The 25108-nt window shown below is 64.5% G+C and carries 15 protein-coding genes and 1 pseudogene; 13 read left to right on the top strand and 3 right to left on the bottom strand.

What is annotated here, in order from left to right; translation table 11 throughout:
- Nucleotides 1-4 precede the first annotated feature (4 nt).
- The 4 genes from GSQ79_RS26435 to GSQ79_RS26420 all read left to right on the top strand — a co-directional run bounded on the left by GSQ79_RS26435 (nucleotide 5) and on the right by GSQ79_RS26420 (nucleotide 4153).
- Entirely contained in the window at nucleotides 5-1522 is a 1518-nt protein-coding gene (locus tag GSQ79_RS26435) for an ABC transporter ATP-binding protein (protein WP_158811731.1), read from the top strand.
- Nucleotides 1519-2625 carry an ABC transporter permease gene (locus GSQ79_RS26430; RefSeq protein ID WP_158811730.1) on the top strand — a complete coding sequence of 369 codons (1107 nt, stop codon included), beginning with the start codon at nucleotides 1519-1521 and terminating at the stop codon, nucleotides 2623-2625. The genes GSQ79_RS26435 and GSQ79_RS26430 overlap by 4 nt, the downstream gene beginning before the upstream one ends.
- Nucleotides 2607-3545, top strand: coding sequence for an ABC transporter permease (locus tag GSQ79_RS26425; RefSeq protein WP_158811729.1), 939 nt, complete (start codon nucleotides 2607-2609; stop codon nucleotides 3543-3545). The genes GSQ79_RS26430 and GSQ79_RS26425 overlap by 19 nt, the downstream gene beginning before the upstream one ends.
- Nucleotides 3546-3619: 74 nt before the next feature.
- A complete protein-coding gene (locus tag GSQ79_RS26420) occupies nucleotides 3620-4153 on the top strand; it encodes a flavin reductase family protein (RefSeq protein WP_158811728.1) in 534 nt (177 codons plus the stop codon).
- A gap of 129 nt (nucleotides 4154-4282) precedes the next feature.
- Here GSQ79_RS26420 and GSQ79_RS26415 read toward each other — a convergent pair whose 3' ends face one another.
- Nucleotides 4283-4996: a hypothetical protein gene (locus GSQ79_RS26415; protein ID WP_158811727.1), complete on the bottom strand. Its 714-nt coding sequence runs from the start codon at nucleotides 4994-4996 to the stop codon at nucleotides 4283-4285.
- Between the two features lie 57 nt (nucleotides 4997-5053).
- Between GSQ79_RS26415 and GSQ79_RS26410 the strand changes: the two genes are divergently transcribed.
- On the top strand, nucleotides 5054-5272 hold the full coding sequence (locus GSQ79_RS26410) for a hypothetical protein (protein ID WP_158811726.1): 219 nt from the start codon (nucleotides 5054-5056) through the stop codon (nucleotides 5270-5272).
- Between the two features lie 100 nt (nucleotides 5273-5372).
- Here the strand turns inward: GSQ79_RS26410 and GSQ79_RS26405 are convergent, their stop codons facing one another.
- Nucleotides 5373-11465 carry an autotransporter domain-containing protein gene (locus GSQ79_RS26405; RefSeq protein WP_158811725.1) on the bottom strand — a complete coding sequence of 2031 codons (6093 nt, stop codon included), beginning with the start codon at nucleotides 11463-11465 and terminating at the stop codon, nucleotides 5373-5375.
- A 338-nt stretch (nucleotides 11466-11803) separates the two neighbouring features.
- Nucleotides 11804-13072 (bottom strand): MFS transporter, encoded by a 1269-nt coding sequence (locus tag GSQ79_RS26400; RefSeq protein ID WP_158811724.1) that lies wholly within the window; start codon nucleotides 13070-13072, stop codon nucleotides 11804-11806.
- 249 nt (nucleotides 13073-13321) lie between these two features.
- Between GSQ79_RS26400 and GSQ79_RS26395 the strand changes: the two genes are divergently transcribed.
- The 8 genes and pseudogenes from GSQ79_RS26395 (at nucleotide 13322) to urtD (ending at nucleotide 25094) form a co-directional block, all read left to right on the top strand.
- On the top strand, nucleotides 13322-14314 hold the full coding sequence (locus GSQ79_RS26395) for an ABC transporter substrate-binding protein (protein ID WP_210253227.1): 993 nt from the start codon (nucleotides 13322-13324) through the stop codon (nucleotides 14312-14314).
- A 17-nt stretch (nucleotides 14315-14331) separates the two neighbouring features.
- Complete coding sequence (locus GSQ79_RS26390; RefSeq protein WP_158811722.1) at nucleotides 14332-17937, top strand: hydantoinase B/oxoprolinase family protein; 3606 nt, start codon at nucleotides 14332-14334, stop codon at nucleotides 17935-17937.
- The gene (locus GSQ79_RS26385) at nucleotides 17934-19646 is read left to right on the top strand and encodes an FAD-binding protein (protein WP_158811721.1); all 1713 of its coding nucleotides are present in this window, start codon (nucleotides 17934-17936) and stop codon (nucleotides 19644-19646) included. The genes GSQ79_RS26390 and GSQ79_RS26385 overlap by 4 nt, the downstream gene beginning before the upstream one ends.
- Nucleotides 19621-19962 carry a 2Fe-2S iron-sulfur cluster-binding protein gene (locus GSQ79_RS26380; RefSeq protein ID WP_210253226.1) on the top strand — a complete coding sequence of 114 codons (342 nt, stop codon included), beginning with the start codon at nucleotides 19621-19623 and terminating at the stop codon, nucleotides 19960-19962. The genes GSQ79_RS26385 and GSQ79_RS26380 overlap by 26 nt, the downstream gene beginning before the upstream one ends.
- A gap of 231 nt (nucleotides 19963-20193) precedes the next feature.
- Nucleotides 20194-21504, top strand: coding sequence for an urea ABC transporter substrate-binding protein (gene urtA / locus GSQ79_RS26375; protein WP_158811720.1), 1311 nt, complete (start codon nucleotides 20194-20196; stop codon nucleotides 21502-21504).
- Between the two features lie 105 nt (nucleotides 21505-21609).
- Nucleotides 21610-23174, top strand: a pseudogene (gene urtB, locus GSQ79_RS26370) (urea ABC transporter permease subunit UrtB).
- Nucleotides 23175-23187: 13 nt separating this feature from the next.
- A complete protein-coding gene (gene urtC, locus GSQ79_RS26365; protein WP_158811719.1) occupies nucleotides 23188-24339 on the top strand; it encodes an urea ABC transporter permease subunit UrtC in 1152 nt (383 codons plus the stop codon).
- Nucleotides 24336-25094: an urea ABC transporter ATP-binding protein UrtD gene (urtD, locus tag GSQ79_RS26360; protein ID WP_158811718.1), complete on the top strand. Its 759-nt coding sequence runs from the start codon at nucleotides 24336-24338 to the stop codon at nucleotides 25092-25094. The genes urtC and urtD overlap by 4 nt, the downstream gene beginning before the upstream one ends.
- Nucleotides 25095-25108 lie beyond the last annotated feature (14 nt).

Here is a 25108-nt window from a genome sequence, read left to right as displayed (position 1 = left end):
GGACATGCGGGACACGCCGATCGTCGCGATCGACCATGTGACCAAGCGCTTCAAGGCGCATGTGGCGCTGGATCGCGTGTCCCTGTCCCTTCGCAAAGGCGAGCTTCACGCGATCGTCGGCGAAAACGGCGCCGGCAAGAGCACGCTGATGAACATCCTCTTCGGCCTTCAGCAGCCGGACGAGGGTGGCATCCTGATCGATGGCCGCCAGGTCATCCACCGGAGCCCGTCTGACGCGATCGCCAACGGGATCGGCATGGTGCACCAGCATTTCAAACTTGTGCCGAGTTTCACCGTCAAAGAAAACCTGTGCCTCGCGGCACGGCCGGCCGTGCGTGCCAAACTCCGGACGGACCGCGACGTCGCGGCGATCGCCGAGCGTTATGGCATGACGCTCGATCCGTCCGCCCTGACGGGGCGTCTGCCGCTTGCCATCCAGCAGCGGGTCGAAATTTTGAAAGCGCTGGTCAACGAGGCCGTCGTCTTGATCCTCGACGAGCCGACGACGATCCTCAACCCCCGCGAGGCGGAATCGCTTTATGGCGTGCTCGGCCACCTCACCCGGGAAGGTCACGCCGTCGTCGCCGTGACGCATCATCTCGACGAAGTGTTGCGCTACAGCGACCGCGTCTCGGTGATCCGCCATGGCACGCTCGTCGGCACCGCTCTGACCAAGGAGATGAATCGCGACGCGCTGGTCCAGCAGATCGTCGGGCGCAGCGTCGCCGTCGATAGCCGGCTGCCGGGCCGCGTCGACGCGGTCGGCGAGGAGGAACTGCGCCTCGAAGGCGTGTCGGTTCCAGGCACCGCCTTTTCGTCCGGTCTGCACGCCGTCGACCTCACAGTGCGCGCGGGTGAAGTCGTCGGCATCGCCGGCGTCGAAGGGAACGGCCAACGCGAATTGTTCGATATCCTGGCGGGCCTGCGGGCGCCGGTCACGGGCCGGGTGTGGACCCGGGCCATGGACGCACGGCAGCGGCCGATCGTCAACCTCGTTCCCGAGGATCGGCACACCGAAGGCCTGATCCTCGATCTTCCCGTATCGATCAACCTGCTGCTCGACCAGCTCGACGGCGCCGCCTATTCCCGCTTCGGGGTCTTGCGACATGGCGCGATCGCGATGCGGGCCCGCGACCTTGCCAAGACCTACGACGTGCGGACCGCCGACATCGCGCTGCCGGCGCGCAGTCTCTCCGGCGGCAATCAGCAGAAGATCGTCATCGCCCGGGCGCTCAGCGGCGCCCCGCGCGTCCTCATCGTCTACCAGCCGACCCGCGGCCTCGACGTGGCGGCGAGCGAAGAGGTGCTGGCGCGACTCCGCGGCGCCGCGGATGACGGCCTCGCCGTCCTACTCATCTCCAGCAACCTGCAGGAGATCATGCGCATGAGCGATCGGATCAAGGTTCTCTACGAGGGCGAGTTCGCGGGCGAGATCGCCGGCGTGGATGCCACCGCCGATCGCCTCGGCCAGTGGATGGTCGGGGGACGCGATGCGGACATCGCAAGCAGGATGGCGTCATGAAGACAGATGTCGCAACTGACGCGTTCCCGCCGCCGATATCGTGGCGCGCGCGCCTGCTCGATCTCGGCGGCGGCGGCCTACGCCTCGGCATCGTTCTCGCGACCTTCGCCGTCAGTCTCATCCTCGTCCTCGGCATTCTCGCGGCGCTGGGCGTCGCCCCCGGCCGCGGCCTGTCCGTTTTCGTGATGGGCGCCGTCGGATCGCAACGGGCGTTCGCCGATACGCTGGTCTTTATGGCGCCGCGGCTTCTCGTGGCGCTCGGCGCCATCGTGGCTCTGCGGTGTGGCCAGTTCAACCTTGGCGGCGAGGGACAGCTGCAGGTCGGGGCGATCGGCGCGATCCTGCCCGCGACGATGCTTCCGCCCTCCCTAGGCTGGCTTCTGCTTCCCTTGTCATGCCTCTGCGCCGCGGCGTTCGGCGCGCTCTGGGCGCTGATTCCCGCCGTCCTAAAACTCTGGCGGGGGGCCGACGAGATCATCGTGACCCTGATGCTCAACTTCATCGGCATCTATCTCGTCAAATATCTCGTCCAGGGGCTGCTGCAGCCACGGGGATCCGAGTTCAACATGTCGGCCAAGGTGGCCGATGGCGCGATCCTCCCGGTGCTCGTCCCCGGCACGCGGCTTCATGCCGGGGTGATTCTGGCGCTGCTCGCCGCCGCGGTCGTGTGGTTCCTGTTGTATCATACGGCCTATGGCATTCGCCTCCGCGCCACCGGGCTGAGTCCGCGAGCCGCGCAGGTGCAGCGCCTCCCGGTTGCCCGGCTTCTCGTCAGCTCGATGGCGATTTCGGGCGCGATCGGCGGGTTGGCTGGCGCCACCGAAGTCCTGGGCGTGCAGTACCGGCTGATCGACGGGTTCAGCACCAACATCGGCTTCGACGGTCTCGCCATCGCCTACCTCGGCAGCCTCGAGCCCCTGGCGACCGTGCTGGTCGCGCTGTACTTCGGCGCCATATCGAGCGGAACCTTGGCGCTTCAGAGCGTGCTCAGCATTCCCGGCGCGCTGTCGGACATCATGACCGGCCTGCCCATCGTGATCCTGGCCTGCGTCCATGGCGTCCTGCTTCTGAAAGGGAGACCCTTGTGGAAATCGACGCGGTAACGCTCGGGCTGTTCCTCGCCTCGGCCGTTCGCCTGAGCGGCCCGCTGATCCTGGCAAGCCTCGGCGAATTGATCTCCGAACGCGCCGGCGTCTTCAACATCGGGCTCGAAGGCATCATGCTTATCGGCGCCTTCGCCGGTGCCGCGACCATGGTGCTGACCGGGTCGCCGATGCTCGGGGTCGCCGCCGGCGTCGGTGGCGGTGTCGCGAGTGCCGCGATCCTGGCGACGGCCGTCGTGATCATGCGCGCGGATCAGGTCGTCACCGGCATCGGTTTCAACCTGCTGGCGCTGGGAACCACGTCGCTGCTCCGCCAGCTTCTCCTGGCCGGGCCGACGGAATCCGTCTCGGTGCGTGCCGTCTCGGTCTACAAGATCCCGGTGCTCTCGACCTGGCCGATCGTCGGGCGCGGCCTGTTCTCGCAAAGCCCGCTGCTTTACGGCGGCGTCGTGGCCGGCCTGCTCCTGTGGCTGATGTTTCGCTATACGCGGCTCGGCCTCCTGGTCCGGGCCGCCGGCGAGGGCGCCACGGCCGCCGATGCGGCGGGTCTGTCGGTGACCGCGATCCGTTTCGGCGCCATGCTGGCGACCGGCGCGATGACCGGCCTCGGCGGGGCCTATCTCGCCATCGTGGCGTCGGGCGGCGTCTTCGTCGACGACATCACCGCCGGCCGCGGCTATCTGTCGATCGCGATCGCCATCTTCGGGCGCTGGAATCCGATCTGGGTGGTGTTGACCTCGATCCTGTTCGGCTGCGCCGACGCGTTGCAGTACCAGGGCCAATCGATCGGCCTCAACATATCCCCCGCCCTTCTTCTGATGTTTCCGTTCGTTCTCGCGCTCGTCGCGTGGGTCGCGATCGGACGAAGCGCCACGGGGCCGTCTGACCTCGGACGTCCGTTCATCCGCAGCGCCCGCTGACGCAAAGACGGGGAAGTAGACCGCCCGGATCGGCTGCCTTTCACCATGCCCCTACACCAAGAGCCCAATACCCGATGACCGTTTCAGTCTCTCCCAGCGTTCCGCGCGAGCCCGTGCCGCACACCGATACCGAGCGCGAAAGTTTTCGCGCCGCGATGCGCCACCTGGTCGGCGGCGTCAGCATCATCACGGTGGGCGGGGGCGCCGAGCGCGGCGGCCTGACCGCCACATCGGTCACCTCACTGTCCGCGGATCCACCGAGCCTTCTCGTCTGTGTCAAACAGAGCGCGTCGGGCCTTCCGCTGCTGAAAAGTCATGGTCGCTTCGGCGTCAGCATTCTCGGCCATGAGCATCAGGCGATCGCCGATCGCTTCGCAGGACGCGACGGCAGCCAGGGCGCCGACCGCTTTGCCGGCGGCGATTGGATCGGCGGATCGGACTACCCGCCGGTTCTGGCCAACGCCCTCGCCTCGTTCGAATGCGACGTCGAGGATCTCGTCGATCGCTTCTCCCACACTATCGTCATCGGCCGGGTCCGGGAGACACGAGCTTTCGGCGGCGACGGAGCGCTCGTCTATTGGCGCGCCGGATACAATCGCCTCGGCTGAACGCCGGCGTTCCGACCTTCGTAAGGCCGAGGCGGTGGTCGAACAGGCCAGACCATTTTCCACAAAAGTTGCAGACTTTTGTGATCGAGAAAATGCTCAAATTTTTTTAAAAAAGAGAGCCGCGGTCGATCAATCGGAAACGCTTGGGCCGCCGCCCGCCAAGGGCCAAGGCGTCGCGAACGAATAGGAAAGCTGCAGCCTGACACCGGGGTGTCTGCCGCTCTGATGATTGATCGGGATCAGGGCTTCCAACCCGAGCGTGACATCGCCAATCACCCAAAGAACGCCGGGATCGATAGTGCCCGTCGTCGGAACCCGCGATCCGTTGTTGGCAATCGGGATCTCAATCTCGTATTCGACAAGAGGAATCCACCCCTTCAGACTTTTCGCCCAATCGATACTCGGTACGTTCGCCGCGGCGTAAGCAAAACTGTACTGAAACGACCCTTCCAGACTGAGAGCGTAGGGGTTCGACTGATAAGGGTCGTCGACGCCTTGTGTCGACGGCGACGGACGTGACCTTGCTTGAACCGGAGCCTCGAAACCCAGCTGTCCGGTGACGGCGAATGGCCGTGCCCAGGCCAAGCTATCGGACAGATCGCCGGCGCCTCGCCCGAAATAGAGGGTCGGGACGAGAGTGGTGAAAGTGTCGGCCCCGACCTGCGCTGATCCCGTCCGGCCCAATATGCTGGAAAGACCGGCCGAGAAGATGAACTCATGCTCGGCGTTTGCGATGAACTGGTATTTTAGGCCGACCTCCGCATCTTGGAAGCCGCTGCTGCCCGGCCGAAGCGATGTGAAATCAGATTTTATCACGAGGCTCAAAGGGGCCGCGAGCTTCAAAGAGACGTCGGTGCTGAAGTCGGTCCGGCGCGCCCTGTCGGCCGTCCAGCGCGCGATTTGCGGCGCGATCTCGGTTTCGACTTGCGGCTCATCGACGACCAGGGTCGCCGGAAAGTCGCGGTTGCCGGCGTCCTCGGCCCGAGCCTGATGCGGCGCGGCGGCCTGGCAGACGAGCGCAAGCGCTACGACCAGGGCTTTTATTCGCCGGGACCGAGCCGTTCGGGGCGCGACGATATACAGATGGACGTCGATAACACGCACTCAGGCCGGACATGATTCTCTATGTCCGACAAAACGCCGGGAAAGAATACCTGGACAAACAGGGAAGATTTCCCGGGCGGCCCCGGTTGTGTGCGGTCTCGAGCGACAGGATCGGCTACCAGCCGATCCTGATCCCGCCCTTCCCGGCGTAGCTCGTGGCCTCGCCCGAGAACTCGCCTTCGAAGGTGCCGAACAGCGTGACGCTCTGGGTCACCGCGAGCTCGCCGCCGGCCTTGACCTGCGCGGCATTGCTGGCCTGGCGCGCGCCGTCGACGATGAAGCTCGCGGCAGGCAGCGAGATCAGCGACGCCTGCAAGGAGCGCTGCGGCGCGAAGTCGTGGACATAGGCGAGGCTCACCGTCGGCGACAGCGTCATGCCGTTGCCGATTGCGTAAACCGTGTCGAAGCGCGCGCCGACGATGCCGGGGACTGAGGCCAGGCTCTGGCCGGGTACGGCGAGGCCGAGAACACCGGGACCACCGCCGCCAGCCTGCTCGGTGAAGCCGCTCGTCCACAGTTCCGCGATTTCGAGGGCAACGAAAGGCGTGACGCCCACCGCGCCGAGGCCCACATTGAGCCGGCGTCCGGCCTCGATCCGGGCCCTGATTTCGCGCGAACCGAAGTTTCCGTTTTCCGTTTCGCCGGCCAAGGCACCGAAGCCCTGGACCTGTCGACGGGTCGTGTTTTCAAAGGACGAAAAGGCGACGCTCGACTGCACGTAGGCCGGTCCGAAGGTCGCGGTGGCATAGACACCAGCGTGGCCGCCCTTGACCTCGCCCTGCGTCGCAGCACCCGGCGCGTAGAAATTGCCATCTGTGCCGCCGCCGGCGACGCCGATCAGCAGGTCCGGCGAAATCCTGTAGTCGATGCCGGCCGCGCCGCCGCCGATGCTGTCGGTTTGCCCGGTGGCGCCGACCCCGGCATTGCCACGAAGCGATTCACCACCGCCGAAGCCGGTCGACCAGGCGCGCCACGGGCGCGGCGCCTCGGTGTTGAGATGGATCGGGCTCGGGAAGGCAAGCGTCTCGCCGGCATAGGCCAGCGGCACGACTGTATCAGCCGACACGCTGACGCTGACTCCGCCGCCCGGTCGGAAGAACGCCGACTGGTCCTGCATGGCCGAGGTGAACAGCTTGTTGGCCGTGAAGGCGAGGTTTTGCGCGCCGGTCAGCCCCTCGCCGGACAGCATGTCGAAGGTCGAACGCGCGGCCGCCCCATTGCCGAGAATGAGGTTGTTGAGGATGGCGGCGCCGTTGGGATTGGCCGGGCCGCCCACAAGAGCGTTCGCGGCATTCTGGATCGCTTGGCCGACGGCGCGCTGGTTCGATGTGGCGCCGACCGACGCGAACGACACGTCGTTGCGGGCAAGCGTCAGGAACACGTCGTTGGCATCGTAGCTCAACGTCGGCGTCAGGAAGGCGGAGCTCGACGTTGCTGCCGCGAATTGCCCGCTGACGCCGTCCGTCGCCGTCAGGATCGTCACCCGCGTCACATTGGGGAAGTTGAAGTTGCCGATCAGCGCCTGGACGGTACCGCCGGCGATCGTCGCCAGGCCCGTCGTGTTCAGACGATCGTTGGTGGTCGGCGTGACCTTCACGTCGAAGAAGGAATTGGCGGCAAAGCTCGTCGGCCCGATCGCCGTCAATGTGCCGACGGTGAGGCCGCTGCCGGGCGACAGCGTCGCGCCGCTCGCCACCGTCAAGCCACCGATCGTGCCCGAGCCGGTCAGGGCGGCGCCGCTCTGCACGGTGGTGCCGGAGACGATGGAGCCATCGACCTCGAGGACACCCTGAGCGACGCTCGTCGCGCCGGTATAGGTGCTCGCGCCCGTCAGGACGAGGGTGCCGGTGCCCGCCTTGGTCAAGGCGCCGGTGCCGGTGATGGCGCTCGACAGCGTCTCGGTGAAGGCGCCGGTATCGACCGTCGGGTCACCGGTGCCGGTGAACAGGAACGGGTTGGCGATCGTCAGGCCGTTGGCGAGGAAGGCGAGCGTCGTGCCGTCGGCCATCGCGACCTGGCCGGTGCCGAGCGCCGTGTTGCTGCCCACGGCGAGCGTGCCGCCCGAGAGGGTCGTGCCGCCGGAATAGGTGTTGGCGGCGGTCAGGTCGACGGTGCCGGTGCCTGTCTTGGTGAGCGCCGCGGTGCCGGCGAGCGTTGCGGTGATCGTGCCCGCCTGGACGGTATCGGTGCCGGAGACGGTCAACGTGCCGTTCTGGGCGACGCCCCCGGTGAAAGCGAAGGTGGTGAGGCCGACGGTGTTGCCGCCGAGATCGAAGGTGCCGGCCTGTTGCGTAAAGCTGGTCAGGCCGCCGAGCGGTCCCATCACTGCGAAGATGGAAGCGTTCGTGACGTTTGCCGCCGCGAAGGTGCCGGATGCCATGACCGTGCCGGTGTTGGTGAAGACGCCCGTGGCCGTCACCGTCCCGGTCGAGGTCAGGGTTCCCGAATTGGCGAACGAGGCCGCGGCCAGGGTGCCGGCGGTGTTGATGGTTGCGGTGTTGGTGACCTCCCCCATGAACGTTGCCGAGGCGCCCTGATCGATCTGGAAGGTGCCTCCGTTCGTCAGAGACGCGCTTTGAGTGATCGCACCGCCGCTCGCGAGCCCCAGAAGACCGCCGGTGACGGTTGTGGCGCCGCTAAAGGTGCTGACGCCGCTCAGGGCCTGCGTTCCGGCGCCGCTCTTGACGAGGCCCCCGGTCCCGCCGATCGAGCCGCCGAAGTTCACCGCGGTCGTCGCCGCGGTATTGATCGTCAGGGTGTTGGCGCCGAGCGCGACCGACGTTGTGTTGGCGGCCTCGCTCGACAGCGCCTGGATCGTATTGTTGGCGCTGAGCGCCAGGGTTGCGGTCGCACCGCCGCCGACGCGGCCGAGATCGACGCCGCTGCTGGTCGCCAGCGTGTCGACCGCGCCGAGCGTCAGGGTGCCGGCTTCGACGGTCGTGGCACCGGTAAAGGTCTGCGCCTTGGCGAGGATCACGTTGCCGGCGTTGGCGCCGGTGCTATCGTCCTTGTCGAACGAGCCGGACAGCGTCGCGCCGACGCCAAGCTGCGCGCCGTCGCTGATGACGCCGTTATAGGTGCCGTTGGTCGCCTGATCGAAGACCACCAAACCACCGGCGTTGGTGATGTTGGGATTGACCGCCGGGAGATTGGCGGTGGTGATGTCGAGCACGGCCCCGATCTCGACGAAGGTGCCGCCGGAATAGGTGTTGGCCGTTCCGGTGATCTTGAGCGTGCCGCCGATCAGTTCGAGAGACCCGGTGCCCGACACCGCGTTGGCGAAGACGCCGCCGCCGTTCTGCGCGAACTGCAGCTGGCTCGTCCCGTTCAAAACGATCCCGAAGTTGGTCGCGAATTCGTTGGCCACCGCACGCAGCTGCGCGCTGTTGTTGAGAACGACAGAGCTGCCGGCGAGAAGGCCGAGTGCGTTCTTACTGCCGCCGCTCACGTCGAAGAGGCCGGAGCCGTTGAGCGTCAACGCCCCGGCGACCGCGGCGCCGGTCTCGGTGATCGTGCTGTTCAGGACCGAGCTGAGGTTGTTGGTCGTGTCGCCGACCGTCAACGCGGCGCCGTTGCTCAGGAGGACGACGCTGTTGTTGCCGACAGAGCTCAAGGTGGTGAGCGTGTTGTTCGCAGTCACCGACAAGGTGGCGGGTGCCGGCTTGCTTTTGGTATCGGCCAGATTGATGCCGGCGGCATCGGTGCCGAAGATGTTGGCGCCGGCAAGCGTCACCGTGCCTGAGTCGATCGTGATCAAACCGCTGACCGCTGCTGCCGTGCTGAGCGCAACGGCCCCCGAGCCGGCGAAGGTCAGGCCATTGCTGCCGGTGATCTTCGACGAGATCGTCGCGTTGGTCCCGCTCAGCCAGATGACGCCCTCGCTGCCGCCGAAGGCCAGGGTGCCCTGGCTGATCGCGCTGCCGGTGGCGAGAATGAGCCCCGCCGCATCCGTGCCATCGCCTAGGGTCAGGCTATTGGCGGCGCCGAGCGTGATGGTCTTGCCTTCGGTGTTGAGCGCGAAGGCGCTGACGTTGCCGACCGGCGCCGCATTGGCGGCCAGCGCGACGACCGCCGTCGGCGCAGTGCCCAGCGTCGTACCGGTGTAAGTCGCCTTGACGTAGCCATTGGCACCGTAGGTCACGAAGTCATAAGGGCCGACGCTTTTCGAGCCGCCGTTATTCGTCACGATCCACGCCGGCGCGATGCCGTCGATGAGCGAGGCGGTCCCGACGCCAGACCGCAGCGTTTCCGTGGCAGTGCCGAGCGACGTCGCGGAGGTCGGCTGGATGATCAGCGTGCCGGCGCCACTGCGGGCAATACCGTTGGTCAGCGTGACCGTTTCGCCGGCCTTGCCGCCTGACAACTGCAATGTAGCCGTGCCGCCGATGGTCAGATTGGCGAACGTCGCAGCGCCGGCGGTCGTCTTGTTGCTGTTGGTGATAACGAGCGCGCGTTGCACATCGGTCAGCGTTCCCCAGCTCGTGGTGAAACCGTTGACGTCGATCGTGCTGCCGCTGCCGAGGAAGATGTTGCGCTCAAGCGCGGTGAAGGAGGCGCCAGCCTGTAGCGTGCCGCTGTTCAAGTCGATCTGGCTGATCTGCCCCGCGGTCGCCACGGTATTGCCGAGCGCGGCGTCGTCCATCACCTTCACCGTTGGCGCATTGGTGTTGCCGATGATGAGATTGCCGTAGAACAGGGAATTGTTGCCGGACAGGACCAGCACGCCCAGGTTTGCGCTGTTGTCGTCGATCGTGAGGTCCGAGGCTCCTGACGCGTTGCCGATACCGATGTTGTTGACGCCAAGCGAGACGATCGGGCCACTCAGCGTGGTCACGTAGCCATTCAGGTCGATCGTCGCGGTTTCGCCGCCGACGGCGATCGGGCGCAGCGTCGTGAACGTGCTGGTGCCGTTGCCGGCGGCGGTACCGATTTGCAAGGTGGCAGCGCCTTCGTCGAGGCTGTTGAAGACGATGCCGTTGGCCGCCTGCACGCTGGTCTTGATGTTCGCGGGATCGATGGTCGCGCCGGCGGGGACCGCGGCGCCGAGCGAAGCATCGTTGGCGACGATCAGCGTGCCCGCGAGCAGCGACGTGCCGCCGGTATAGGTGTTGGCGCCGCTCAACGTGACCGTGTTGCCCTTATCGGCGCCGAGTTGCAGCACGAAGCCGGTGTTCGGTGTACCGATCGTGATCGGCGCCGCTGCGGTGCCGGCGTTGATCGTCGTGAGGCCGGTGAAGGTACCGTTGCCGTCGAGCGCACCGGTGGCGAGCGTCGCGTTGCTGATGACTCCGTTCAAAGTGATGCTGTTGGCCAGAATGAAGCCCGGCAGCTGCGCCGCTGTAACGGTGCCGGCGACGTTCGGCAGCGTCGTCACGCTCGCCGGATTGAGATTCCACTGGGTGGCGAGCGCAACGTCGCCCGGCGAGATCGTCGGCAGCCCGAGGCCGCCGTTGGCATTGCGGTAGGCAGCCGCCTCGAAGAAATCCTCGTAGAAACCCGTCATCTTGTCGAGGCCGGGGGTCGACGCGCCGACCGCTCCGGTGATGTTCGCCGCCGTCGTGAACAGCGTCGAGCTTTTGTTCTTGAGGATGCTGTATTCGAGCCCGCGATAAACGTCGCTGGTCAAACCAGTGAGAGCTGTCGGAAACGGCGCGCCCGTCGCCGTATTCACGGTCTGCGGGACACCGTCATTGAGCGGCAACAAGAGGTTCTGCGCCTGGAGCGTCGCGAAGAACTGTGCCGTCGTCAGATTGGAGTAGTTGGCGATGACATCGACAAAGACCGTCGGGTTCGACGCGCCGTAGATCGAGTCTTCCAAAGCCGTGAGGGTGTGATGCCCATCCGTCAGGTAGAGCTGGCCGCCGGGTCCGATGACGACAGGTTCGATGTCGGTCAGCAGATTCGCCTGCAGTTGTGACGGCGACAGGAGATCGAAGCCCGCCGTCTTCTTGCCGACTTCGGTCAGGCCTTCGTTGAGCTGCGTCGGACGCAGGCTGTCGACGGAAACAGCAAAGAGCGCGGTCGGGCCGGCCTGGATCGCCGCGGCGGCAGCGGCGTTGTAGGTCTGGAAGGCGTTGGCCGCGAGTTGCCCGGCCTGAGCGGTGGTCCCGCAGACCGCAAGCAGAATCGCCGGCGTGATCAGGCCAGCATAAAGAAGTGTTCCAAGGGCGCTCGAGCGGGAGACATTGGCTTTTCGGGAAACGAACATGACTTGGACACTCGAACGGACGCCGACTTGGTTGGTCGGTGCACGTAGGGCTTACTCAAGACACTTTTTTGACAGATTTCGTCACGCTTTGTTGACACATCTGCTCACGCTACGGAAGCGTCGCCTTTATTTTCAGTGCGCTAAATCTGCAACGGCCTCAGAGGCGCGATGACCAAGGGTATTTCTCGGTTCGGTTGCAACAGAACTTGCGCGCAAAGCCGACAGTCGACCTGCGCTGACCGAAACGGTCCACGTGTGAAAGCGCTGCCTCATCGTGGCAGCGTCTATTGATTGGATATGCAAGCTAAAGCCGTGCTCAAGGCTCGCGGCTGCGGCGTCTATGCTGGAAGCGGCTTCCCGCGCGTCTCCGGGAGGAAAAGAACCGCGACAATTCCGACTGCGAAGCAACCGGAAAAGATGGTGGCCGCCTCGCCATAGCCTCCAAAGAACGCGATGAAAGCGGATGAGAGCAACGGCCCCAACATAGCCAAGAAGCGAGCGGAGTTGAAGATGATGCTGATCGCGCTGGATCTGATGCTCGTTGGGAAGAGCTCAGGCGGATGGATAGCAAACCAGCCGTATAGCCCGCCGGTCAAAAAGCCATTTGCGATTTGCAAGACGACGAAGGTCTTCGCGTCGCTGACGAGCAGAAACAGGATCGGCGTGATGATGATCGATCCCGCGAGGTAGAAGATCAGAGTGCCGCGCCGCCCCCATCGCTCTGCAAGCAGCCCGAATGCAACGCAGCCGATGATTTCCCCGATCGCGAAGAGCAAACCCGCGAGACCGGCGTAGAAGACTGCGTTTTTTGGATCACGCGTCAATGTCGCGACATAGGTCGGAACCCATGACGAAATGGCCCAAAAACCGACCGTGATCGACGCCGAGACAAGCGTCGCGAGTGCGAGATTTCTTCGATTTGCTTTGAGCAGGATGCCGATCGACGGCCCTGACGATGCCGCACGCGACCAGCGATCGGACTCCGGGATCATGCGGTTGACGAGGATGACGAAAATGGCGGGAATGATTCCGGCGACGTACATCCATCGCCATGTTCCCCCGGAGGCACCGCCGATCGCCAGCCAAAGCAAGGATGCGACGACGAAGCCGCCCGAGAAAGCGGCCTGCAGGACGCCGGCCGCTTTGGTGCGCAACCGATCGGGCCAGACTTCCTGAAGCAAAGAGGTTCCCACCCCCCACTCGGCGCCCAAGCCGACCCCGGTGAGGAAGCGCGTCAACGCCAAAGTCTCCCAGGAGTGGGCGAATGCGCTGCTGCCGGTGAAGAGGCTGTAGAGAACCACAGACCCGATCATCGTATAGCGACGTCCGATCCGGTCGCCGACCAGTCCGCCGATCACGCCGCCAATCGCCCATCCAAAAAGCGTTAACGAGATGAGATAAGCGGCAAATCGCGGCAAATCGTGAAGCTGGGAGGCCGGAACGAGTTCATGCAGCGACGGCCCGATCGTCAGGAGCAGAGCGTATGTCTCGTAACCGTCGAACATCCACAACAGCATCGTGATGGCCAGGACCGCCCAGTGACGGCGCGTCAGACTTTGCTGAATTGGCGCTCGGATTTCATCCGCGCTAATTCTGTCGTGTATCATCGCGCCCTATCCATCGTCACACGCTGCATTTGAGTTGGTGAAAATACCAACTCCTAGAGTGCGGGCTCACGATTGGCTAGAGTTTGAAAGCTTCTCATTTGCGTCACATTTTAGAATATCTATCCGTTTACGCAAAGTTGTATTAGTCTATGAGGGACGCAATGGGCTTTTGACGGCCCCCGCAGACTGCAATTTTGACGCGCAGAGTGGCAGCGCAGCGCGCCGCCGAAGAAGATGAAGAGGACGCCTTTGCCTAAGCTCTCAATCACGGTGGCGACCGGCCCTTACGACAGGGTTAGAGCCATCCGCGATGGCCACATCGAGATCGAAGGGTGCGCGGTCAACTACATCGAGCTCAATCCCGAAGAGCTCTTCTTCCGCGCCGCCCGTCATGCGGAGTTCGATGTTTGCGAGATGTCGTTCAGCACCTATATTCTGCAGGTCGCCAAGGGCATTTCCCAATACGTTGCGGTCCCGGCCTTTCTCTCGCGGGCCTTTCGTCATTCCGGATTCTATATCCGAACCGATCGTGGCATCGATCGGCCCGAGGATCTGCGCGGCCGCACGGTGGGCGTGCCCGAGTACCAGATGACGGCAGCGCTCTGGCAACGGGGGCTTCTGCGGGACCAGCATGGGGTGGACGTCGACGCGATCCGCTGGCGCACGGGAGGCGCTGAAGAGCCCGGGCGCAAGGAGCGGATGCGTATCGAGCTCCCCTCGGGGATCGATGTCCAAGCTATACCGACCGATGAGACATTGTCCGGCATGCTGGCGCGCGGTTCTCTGGACGCCGTGATCATGCCTGGCGTTCCCTCGTGCTTCGTCCAGCAGCTGCCGCACATCGGTCGTTTGTTCCCGGACTACCGTCGTGCCGAACAGGATTATTACGCCAAGACGAAGATCCATCCGATCATGCACGTTGTGGTGGTCCGCAAGGCGTTGCTGGCGCAATGGCCATGGCTCGCGGCAAGCGTCTATAAAGCGTTCAGGCAAGCGAAGGCTGCAGCGATCGTCGATCTCGAGTATCAGACGGCGTTTCGCACGACGTTACCCTGGCTTTCGGCTGAACTCGCGGCGACGCGGGAGGTCCTAGGACACGACTTCTGGCCCTACGGCGTCGATGAAAACCGGCACGAAATCGAGACAATGCTCCGCTACTCCGCGCAGGATGGACTGATCGACACGGATCTTTCCGTCGAAGATCTGTTTGCATCCTCGACGCTCCAATCATCCCGAATTTAGAAGGTCTGGATCGTAGAATGGGCTGGCAATTTTGGGTGGACCGCGGTGGCACGTTTACCGACATCGTGGCCGTTCGACCGGACGGAAGCCTGCAGACCCACAAGCTCCTGAGTGAACGGCCGGATCATTATCGTGACGCGGCCGTCGCTGGTATCAAGCATCTCCTCGGCGTGGCACTCGATAGCCGGATCCCGGACGGCTTGATCGACGGCGTTCGGATGGGAACGACCGTGGCAACCAATGCGCTGCTTGAGCGCAAGGGAGAGCCGGTGCTTCTCGTCGTCAATCGCGGATTCGAAGATGCCCTCCGCATTGGCGATCAGACACGTCCGAAGCTTTTCGACTTGAACATCCTCCTGCCGGATCCGCTGTACCAGAAGGTTGCGGAGGTCTCCTGTCGTGTCGGTGCAGACGGCATCGAAGTGTCCGCCGTTGACGAGGACGAGGCCCGCCGTTTGTTTGCAGAGGCGGCGGCCAACGGGTTCAAGGCCTGCGCGATCGCCCTCATGCATGCCTGGAAGTATCCTGCCCAGGAACAGACCTTGGCGGGCTTCGCGCGCGACGCCGGCTTCGAACAGGTTTCCGTCAGTCACGACACCAGCCGGCTTCTGCGCCTCATCCCGCGAGCGGAAACGACCGTCGTAGACGCCTATGTCTCGCCGATTCTCAAGCGCTATGTCGATCAGTTCGTAGCAGACCTTCCGGGCGTCCCGGTCCTCTTCATGCAGTCCCACGGCGGGCTTGCCGAGGCTAACGCGTTTCGCGGCCGGGACGCACTGCTTTCCGGACCGGCGGGCGGGCTCGTCGGCGCCGCACGCACGGCAGCGGTGGAAGGCGTCGATCACATCATCGGCTTCGACATGGGCGGCACGTCCACCGACGTCTGTCTCTATGCCGGTCAGTTCGAACGGACCGTCGAAAGCGAGATAGGCGGAGTCAAGATCCGCGTCCCGATGCTTTCCATCAACACCGTCGCAGCGGGCGGCGGGTCCATCCTCGTCTTCGATGGCGCGCGGTTTCGGGTCGGCCCGGAAAGCGCGGGCGCGACCCCTGGGCCGGCCTGCTATCGACGCGGCGGTCCCCTGACCGTGACCGATGCAAACGTGCTGCTCGGAAAGATCCGCGCGTCCCATTTTCCAAAGATCTTCGGGGATCACGGCGACGCCTTCATCGACGTCGATGTCGTGAGCCGGAAATTCGACCAGCTCGCGACGGATGTCGAACAGGCCACCGGCCGCCGCATGGATCCCCGGGACATCGCGGAGGGCTTCGTGCAGGTCGCCGTTGCCAACATGGCGCGCGCGATCAAGCAGGTGTCGCTATACAAAGGCCTCGATCCCAGTGCGTTCACGCTGTCGTGCTTCGGCGGCGCCGGCGGACAACATGCCTGCCTGGTCGCCGATCAGCTCGGCATCGGTTCGATCCTTCTCCACCCCTTCGCCGGCGTGTTATCGGCTTATGGTATGGGCCTCGCCGATCGAAGCGCCCTGCGCGAGCAGGCCGTTGAAAAGGCGTTCGAACGCGCCTCGCTTAACGAGCTCCAGGAGCTGGCGGGCCGCCTCACGGAGGCCGCGGCAGCCGATTTGGGTCTGCAGGGCGCAGGCGCCAGCGCCATTCGTTACGAACGATGGATCAGCCTTCGGCATCAGGGAACGGAAGCGGTCCTCGTCGTTGCCTACGGGACGTATGACGAGATCATCGAACGCTTTGATCAGGCGCATCGACGCCAGTTCGGTTTTCCGTCTTCTGAGCGCGGCATCGTCGTCGATTCCCTTCGGGTCATCGCTCTACGAGAGACCGACGTGCTCGCCGACCTCGCGGTTCAAGCGCTTAGTCCGGCGCAAGACGTCGACCTCGAAAGCGGTGTCATCTGGTCGAATGGCGCGTCTCACGCCGCACCGGTTTTCGAGCGGACCTCGCTTCCGAAGGGAAAGCGCATCGAGGGCCCGGCCCTGATCAAGGAGGCGAACGCGACCACCGTGATCGAAATCGGATGGTCGGCAACCGTGACCTCTGCCGGGCATCTGCTTCTGCAACGGACCGTGCCGCTCGGGTCCCTGGCGTCGAAGGATTTGGCGACGGCCGATCCCGTCAAGCTCGAACTCTTCAACAACATCTTCATGAGCATCGCCGAGCAGACCGGGACGGTCCTGCAGAACACCGCGCAAAGCGTGAACATCAAGGAGCGGCTGGACTTTTCCTGCGCCATCTTCGATTCCGACGGTAATCTGGTGGCCAATGCGCCGCACGTGCCCGTGCACCTCGGGGCGATGAGCGAGAGCGTCAGGCTCGTCCTGCGCTCGCGCGGTTCGTCGCTGAATCCGGGTGACGTCATCGCCTTGAACAACCCGTATGCCGGGGGCACGCACCTTCCCGACATCACCGTCATCACCCCCGTGTTCGCCGATGGCGGGCGCGACATCCTGTTTTTCGTGGGGTCGCGCGGTCACCATGCTGACATCGGGGGCACGACGCCCGGCTCGATGCCACCGAACTCCCGACGATTGGAGGAAGAGGGCGTCGTGATCGACGACTTCCTTCTCGTCACCGACGGTGTTTTTCAGGAGCAGGCGTTTCGCGAACTCCTGTCCGGGGGCCCTTATCCCGCGCGAAGCCCCGACGTGAACGTGGCGGACATCAAGGCGCAGATCGCAGCGAACCAGAAAGGCGTCCACGAACTCGAACGTGTGATCGCGACGTACGGGCGCGACACCGTTCTTCGCTACATGGGTTTCGTCATGGACAATGCCGAAGAGAGCGTCCGCAAGGTCATCGATCGTATCAAGAGCGGTTCGACCCTGTACACCATGGACGATGGTTCGCCGCTCGCCGTTCGCGTCGAGGTGGATCATGCCAGACGTACCGCTGTGGTCGACTTCACGGGCACGGGCGCGCAGCGGGAGGACAATTTCAATGCGCCGCCGGCTGTTTCGCGCGCGGCTGTGCTGTACGTCTTCCGCTGCCTCGTCGGCCAAGACATTCCGTTGAACGACGGATGCCTTAGGCCGATCACCATCATCATCCCGCCGCGCACGTTCCTGTCGCCGGAGCCGGGCCACGCGGTGGTGGCCGGCAACACCGAGGTCTCGCAAGCCATCTGCAATGCCTTGTTCCTGGCTCTTGGGGCTTTGGCGTGTGGGCAGGGCACCATGAACAACTTCCTGTTTGGCGACGCGACACGCCAATACTACGAGACGATCTGTGGGGGTGCCGGCGCCGGCCCGGGGTTCGATGGTGCATCGGCGGTGCACACGCATATGACGAACACGCGGATGACCGATCCGGAAGTGTTCGAGCTTCGCTATCCCGTCCGGGTCGAACAGTTTTCCGTCCGCACCGGGTCCGGCGGCCGGGGTCGGCACCGCGGCGGCGATGGAGCCGTCAGGCGGCTCCGGTTCCTTGAGCCGATGACTGCTGTCCTCGTGTCGTCGCGGCGAACCCAGGTACCTCTCGGCTTGGACGGAGGAGATCCTGGGGCGGTCGGCCGCCAGTGGATCCAGCGCCTGGACGGAACAAACGAGGGTTGTCCCGGGATCTTTCGGGCCGAAGTTGGCGCAGGCGACTGCATCGTTATCGAGACACCCGGCGGCGGCGGCTTCGGATCGGCACAGGAGGCGTCATGACCATCGACCAGGAGACCACCAGCCTCGTCACCGACGTGCTCGTCATCGGGTCGGGGGCGGCCGGCATGTCGGCCGCTCTGGCTGCGGCAAGCGCCGGCGCGGCGGTCCTGCTCATCGACCGAAGCCTCATTGGTCGTGGCGGCGCCACGGTCATGGCGCAGATGACGGTGGCTGCAGCGCTTGGCGAAGAGGTTCCGGACGCCGCGGAACATCATTTGGCCGATACGCTGCAAGCCGGCCGCGGCCTCTGCGACGAAAGGCTCGCGGCGATCGTCTGCGAACGGGGGCCCGGCGAGTTGCGGCGTCTCGACGGCTGGGGTGTCGGTTGGGCGCGCCATGATGACGGAAGGATCCGTCAAGCCCATGCGCCGGGCCACGACCGGCCCCGTTGCGCTTATGTGGACTTCCTGTCCTCGGGGCCGGCAATCTCGAAAACGCTTCGCGCCCAGGTTCAACGCCAAAGTTCGATCCGCAGGATCGGCGACCTTTGCATTACGGACCTCGTCGTCACGGACGGAGCAATTCGGGGCGCCGTCGGTTTCTCCCTGCAGGACGGCCAGCCGGTCGTCATCACGGCGCCATCGGTCATCATCGCGACCGGGGGGTTGACGCGACTCTATCGGCGCAACAGCGCGTCGCTGAATATGGCGGGCGACGGCTATGCTCTCGCCTTGCGAGCCGGCGCCTCCCTCATCGACATGGAGTTCGTGCAATTCTTTCCGATCGGGCATCTGGCGCCCCGGTTGATCGGCATGGATCCCATCATGTGGGATCCGTTTCGCTACAAGCTTGGTGGCCGCCTTCTCAACGGCGAGGACGAGGAGTTTCTCGATCGCTATGGCGAAGGGGCAGGCGGCCGCTACGTGACGACGCGAGATCTGGCGACTTACGCGATCATGAAAGAGGTCGAGGCCGGCCGCGGAACCCCGTCGGGCGGCGCCTATCTCAGTTTCGAGCATGTGCCGGAGGCCGCTCTAAGGGAAGCCTTCGGTCCCGTCATAGACCGATTGGCGGCAAACGGCATCGACTTGACGCAACGCCCCGTCGAGGTCGCGCCAATCGCCCACTACCACATGGGCGGCGTCCGCGTCGGGCCGTCGATGGAGACCGATGTGACAGGACTCTACGCGGCCGGCGAAGCCGTCGGCGGTTCGAACGGTGCGAACCGTCTGAGCGGCAACGCCGTCACAGAGGGACTGGTTTTCGGCCGAGAAGCCGGTACCAACGCCGCCGCGCATAGCCATTCGACAACAGGCCGGGCATCCGCATTCGACGGTGCGACCGAAGCTCTCGATCTTCTCGGAAGCCATCAACCTGACGCGGCTCTTCCCGGCGCTTTGTTTGCCGAACTTCAAGCCACCATGTCCGACGATGTCGGTCCGTTCCGGACAGAGGCGGGGCTGCTTCGAGCGCTCGACACGCTTGCGCGCATCCGAACCGAGGCCGGCGATCGGCCATCCGGCTCGATCGGCCACTGGCCGGTTCAACGGCTCGATTGGTTCGATTTGCGCAACGCGCTCGTGGTCGCCGACTGCGTCGTGCGCTCGGCGCTTCGACGAACGGAGTCCCGAGGGGCCCATCAACGGGAGGACTTTCCGTCATTGAGCGCAGACTGGACGCGCAATCTCGTTTTGCGGCGCGGCTCTCACGGACTGGATATGCGCACGACAAAAGTGGGAGATCATGCTGATGCCTTCGGCTCGCCTTAAGATCCGCAGAGGCGGAGCGGTTGACGCGCCCTCCTGGTCCATCTTCGATCTGCCGTTCGAACTTGGTGAGTCCGTTCTCGACGGGTTGCGGCGCATTCAAAAGCTCCATGATCCGTCGTTGGGATTTCGCTTCAGTTGCATCAACGCCAATGCCTGCAAGGAATGCATGGTGCTGGTCGACGGCCGTGTTTCCTATACCTGTACGGCTCGTCTCGAAGCCCGGGAAATGACCCTCGAACCGCTTGCGAACAAGACGTTGCATCGGGATTTGGTGACCGAAATCGCGCCGCCCGATGAACGATTGCACAGTTCATGATGACCCCGGGCAACCGCCCTTGATTGCACGTCTTAGGTCATTGGCTCTTGGGGGCCAGAACGGCGCGGCTATCTCGCCGCGATCAGTTGCTTCGCGGCAGCGGGGATGATGCCCGTAAGGGCATCGTTACGCGCGCCGCGATAGGCCCTCCTTACGTCAGATAACGCAGCGGAAGCGCGTTGCGATGGCACGGCCTTTGAATGCCTTGAAGCATCGGAAGGGGGTGGTTCCATGTCCTCAAATTCATTTAGCAGCGTTACCCGCCGTCGGCTTCTCCAAGCATCAGGCGCCGTCGCCGGTGCCGGAGCGCTCGGCAGCGTCGGTCCGCTGGCCGCGGCCGAACCGATCAAGATCGGGATCCTTCATTCGCTGTCCGGCACGATGGCGATCAGCGAGACGACGCTGAAAGACGTGATGCTGATGCTCATCGACGCGCAGAACAAGAAAGGCGGCGTGATTGGGCGGCCGCTCGAAGCGGTCGTCGTCGATCCCGCCTCGAACTGGCCGCTGTTCGCCGAGAAGGCGCGCGAACTCATCGCCAAGGACAAGGTCTCCGTGGCGTTCGGCTGCTGGACTTCCGTGTCGCGCAAGAGCGTCCTGCCGGTGTTCAAGGAACTCGACAGCCTGCTGTTTTATCCCGTGCAATACGAGGGCGAGGAGAGCGAGCGCAACGTCGTCTATACCGGCGCCGCGCCCAACCAGCAGGCGATCCCCGCCGTGGACTACCTCGCCTCCGCCGATGGCGGCGAGGTCAAGCGCTGGGTGCTGGCGGGCACCGATTACGTTTATCCGCGCACCACCAACAAGATTCTCGAAGCCTATCTGAAGAAGAAGGGCGTCGCCCCCGACGACATCATGATCAACTACACGCCGTTCGGGCAATCCGACTGGCAGACGATCGTCGCGGACATCAAGCGCTTCGGCTCGTCGGGCAAGAAGACGGCGGTCGTGTCGACGATCAACGGCGACGCCAACGTGCCGTTCTACAAGGAACTCGGCAACCAGGGCATCGCGGCCACGGACATTCCGGTCTGCGCCTTCTCGGTCGGCGAGGAAGAGCTCGCCGGCATGGACACCAAGCCGCTGGTCGGCCATCTCGCGGCCTGGAACAACTTCGAATCCATCGATACGCCCGCCAACAAGGCGTTCATCGAGCAGTGGCATGCCTTCACCAAGAACCCGAAGCGCACCACCAACGATCCGATGGAAGCGCATTACATCGGCTTCAACATGTGGGTGAAGGCCGTCGAAAAAGCCGGCAGCGCAGAGCCCGACAAGGTGATCGATACGCTCGTCGGCATCACGCAGGACAACCTCACCGGCGGCACCGCCGAGTTGCTCGCCAATCACCATATCACCAAGCCGGTGTTCATCGGCGAGATCAAGGCCGACGGCCAGTTCGACGTCGTGTGGAAATCCGACAAACTCATCGCGGGCGACGCGTGGTCGCGCGAGCTCGACGGTTCGAAGGATCTCGTCGGCGACTGGAAGACGCTGAAGTGCGGCAACTACAACACCGTCACCAAGAAGTGCGGCGCCTGAGACGCATCACGCCGCCCGCCTGACCGGCGCGGGCGGATGCAATCCAAAGGGGCCTTCGTGCGCTTTGCCCTGTTCGCCGCTTTCGCTTCCGTCGGCCTTGGCTTCATGGCCCTGGCCGGCGTGACCTCGGCTTGGGCGGAGACGCCGACCGCCGCGCTCCTCGACGATTTCACGAAGGATAATTTTGCCGCGACGGACAAAGCCATTGCCGCGCTCGCCGTCAGCGGTGACGCCCGCGCTGCACCGGTTCTCGAAGCGCTGAAGGCGGACCATCTGTTCTTCACGGTCGATCCCAAAGCGGTCTTTATAAAAGATGCGGAGGGCCATCTCAGCGACGCCGCGACCGGCGCTGCCGTCGCGACCGAGCCGGCGACCTTAAAGCCCGTGCGTCTCAACAATCGCGTGCGCGGCGCCCTCGCCGTCGCCTTCGGGACGGTCATGCTGGCGTCGCCGACCCGGGCCGCCGCGCCGATGCCGCGCAGAGCATCTTCAAATCCCGCGATACCGCGGCGCTGCCGGCTTTGACCGCGGCTCTCGCCAAAGAGAAGGACATGCGAGTCAAGACGATGATGGATCTCGCCACCGCCGCGCTGATAGCGCTCAAGACCAGCGCCAGCGACGCCGACCGCATCGCCGCGATCAAGACGGTGGCGGCGCACGGCGATCGGGAAGCGCTGGCCGTGCTCGATCAGGTCGCGGCGGCCAGCACCGGCGCGGTCAAGGCCGAGGCGGACGCGGGGCACGCCGCGGTCACCACCAAACTGGCGCTCTGGGGATACGCGCAGAACGCCTGGTACGGCCTGTCACTCGGCTCGGTGCTGCTGCTCGCGGCGATCGGCCTCGCCATCACCTTCGGCGTGATGGGCGTCATCAATATGGCGCATGGCGAGATGGTGATGCTCGGCGCCTACGCGACCTTCATGACCCAGGAGCTGATCCGCACGCGGTACCCGGCGCTGTTCGACTATTCCCTGCTGATCGCACTGCCGGTCGCGTTCGCGATGACCGGCGCCATCGGCATGCTGATCGAGCGCACGATCATCCGCTTTCTCTATGGCCGGCCGCTCGAAACCCTGCTGGCGACCTTCGGCCTGTCGCTGATCCTGCAGCAGTTGGTGCGCACGATCTTTGGCGCCAACAACCGCGAGGTCGGCGCCCCGGCCTTCATGGCGGGCACGACGCAGATCGGTGGGCTGTCGATCACCTACGGCCGGTTCTGGATCATCATCTTCGCCGTCACCGTCTTCATCGCGCTGCAGATGCTGCTGCGGCTGACCTCCTTCGGGTTACGCATCCGCGCGGTGACGCAGAACCGCCGCATGGCATCCGCCATCGGCATCAACACCAACCGGGCCGATGGGCTGGCGTTCGGGCTCGGTTCCGGCGTCGCCGGGATCGCCGGCGTCGCGCTGTCGCAGATCGACAATGTCTCGCCCAACCTCGGGCAGAGCTACATCATCGACAGTTTTATGGTCGTCGTCTTCGGCGGCGTTGGGAATTTGTGGGGGACTCTCGTCGCCGCTTTTACCTTGGGGATCGGCAACAAGTTCATGGAACCCTTCGCCGGTGCGGTGCTGGCGAAGATCGCGATCCTCGTCTTCATCATCCTGTTCATCCAGAAGCGGCCGCGCGGCCTGTTCGCGTTGAAGGGCCGGGCGGTGGAAGCATGACGAGACGCTGCTCATGCTGACCGCGCGCCTTGCCAGCCACCGCCGCACGATGGGCGCGGTGATCAGTCTCGTCGCTCTCGCGATCCTGGTGCCGCTTCTGCTGCTCGCACTGCCGGAGTCCTCGGCCCTGCACGTACCGTCCTATCTCGTGGCGCTGTTCGGCAAATATCTATGCTTCGCGCTGCTCGCCGTATCGCTCGATCTCGTCTGGGGTTATTGCGGCATTCTCTCGCTCGGCCATGGCGCGTTCTTCGCGCTCGGCGGCTACGCGATGGGCATGTATCTCATGCGCCAGATCGGCACCCGCGGCAGCTATGCCGACCCTATCCTGCCGGACTTCATGGTCTTCCTCAACATGAAGGCGCTGCCGGTGACATGGTGGGGCTTCAACCATTTCGCCTATGCCATGCTGATGGTGCTGCTGGTGCCGGGCATTCTCGCCTTTGTCTTCGGCTTTCTTGCGTTTCGCTCGCGCGTCAACGGCGTCTATCTCTCGATCATCACCCAGGCGATGACCTACGCGCTGCTGCTCGCCTTCTTTCGCAACGACATGGGCTTCGGCGGCAACAACGGGCTTACCGACTTCAAGGATATTGTGGGGTTCAACGTCCAGGCCGACGCGACGCGCGCCGTCCTGTTCTCACTGTCCGCTCTCGCCCTTGCCACTGCCCTCGTCGCGTCGCAAGCGATCGTCGTTTCGAAGTTCGGAAAAGTTCTCGTCGCCATCCGCGATGCGGAATCCCGCGCGCGCTTCGTCGGCTACCGCGTGGAAAACTACAAACTGGTGATTTTTACGCTGTCGGCGATGATGGCCGGCATCGCCGGAGCGCTCTACGTGCCGCAGGTCGGCATCATCAACCCCAGCGAATTCCAACCGACCAATTCGATCGAGGCGGTGATCTGGGTCGCCGTCGGCGGCCGCGGCACGCTGGTCGGCGCCGCACTCGGCGCGGTGCTCGTCAATTTCGGCAAGACCTACCTCACCGGCGCCTTTCCCAGCGCCTGGCTCTTCGCGCTTGGGGCTCTGTTCATCGTCGTCACGATCTTCATGCCGAAAGGAATCCTCGGCCTTCTCGATCCGCGTCGCCGGCGCGCGCCGCCGCGCAAAGACGCGCCCGCCAGTGTCGAGGCCGCGATCGACGCCAACGTGCCGGTGGACAGATGATTGACAGACCGGCGCTGACCTCCTCGCTGCTTTATCTCGACAACGTTGCTGTCGCCTTCGACGGCTACAAGGCGTTGCGCGGCCTTTCCCTCGTGCTTCGGCCTGGCGAGATGCGGGCGATCATCGGGCCCAACGGCGCTGGCAAGACCACCATGATGGATGTCATCACCGGCAAGACCAAGCCGGACAGTGGCACCGTCTACTTTGCCGGGTCACACGATCTCACCAAGCTGGACGAGCCGGCGATCGCCGAACTCGGCATCGGGCGCAAGTTCCAGAAGCCGACCGTGTTCGAGAGCCACACCGTCGAGGACAATATTTTGCTGGCACTGAAGGCGCCGCGTGGGCCCTTCGCCACCCTGTTCGGCAAGCCTGCGGTGGGCCAGCTCGAGAAGATCGAGACGATCCTGCGCACAACGCGGCTGACGGATCACCGGGCGCGCATGGCCGCCGACCTGTCGCATGGCCAGAAGCAATGGCTCGAGATCGGGATGCTGCTGGCGCAGGACCCGAAGCTGCTGCTCGTCGACGAGCCGGTCGCCGGGATGACCGATGCCGAGACGGTGCAGACGGCGGACCTGTTGCGCGAGATCGCGCGGGACCATTCGGTGGTGGTCGTCGAGCACGACATGACCTTCGTGCGCGATCTCGGCGTCACCGTCACCGTCCTGCACGAAGGGTCGGTGTTGGCGGAGGGGCCGCTCGACGTCGTCAGCGCCGAGCCACGGGTGATCGAAGTCTATCTGGGGCGGTAAGGCATGCTCTCCAT

Origin of the sequence: Beijerinckia sp. L45, from assembly GCF_009765775.1 — a bacterium.
GTDB lineage: Bacteria > Pseudomonadota > Alphaproteobacteria > Rhizobiales > Beijerinckiaceae > RH-AL1.
This window is presented reverse-complemented; position numbering and strand designations above follow the sequence as displayed.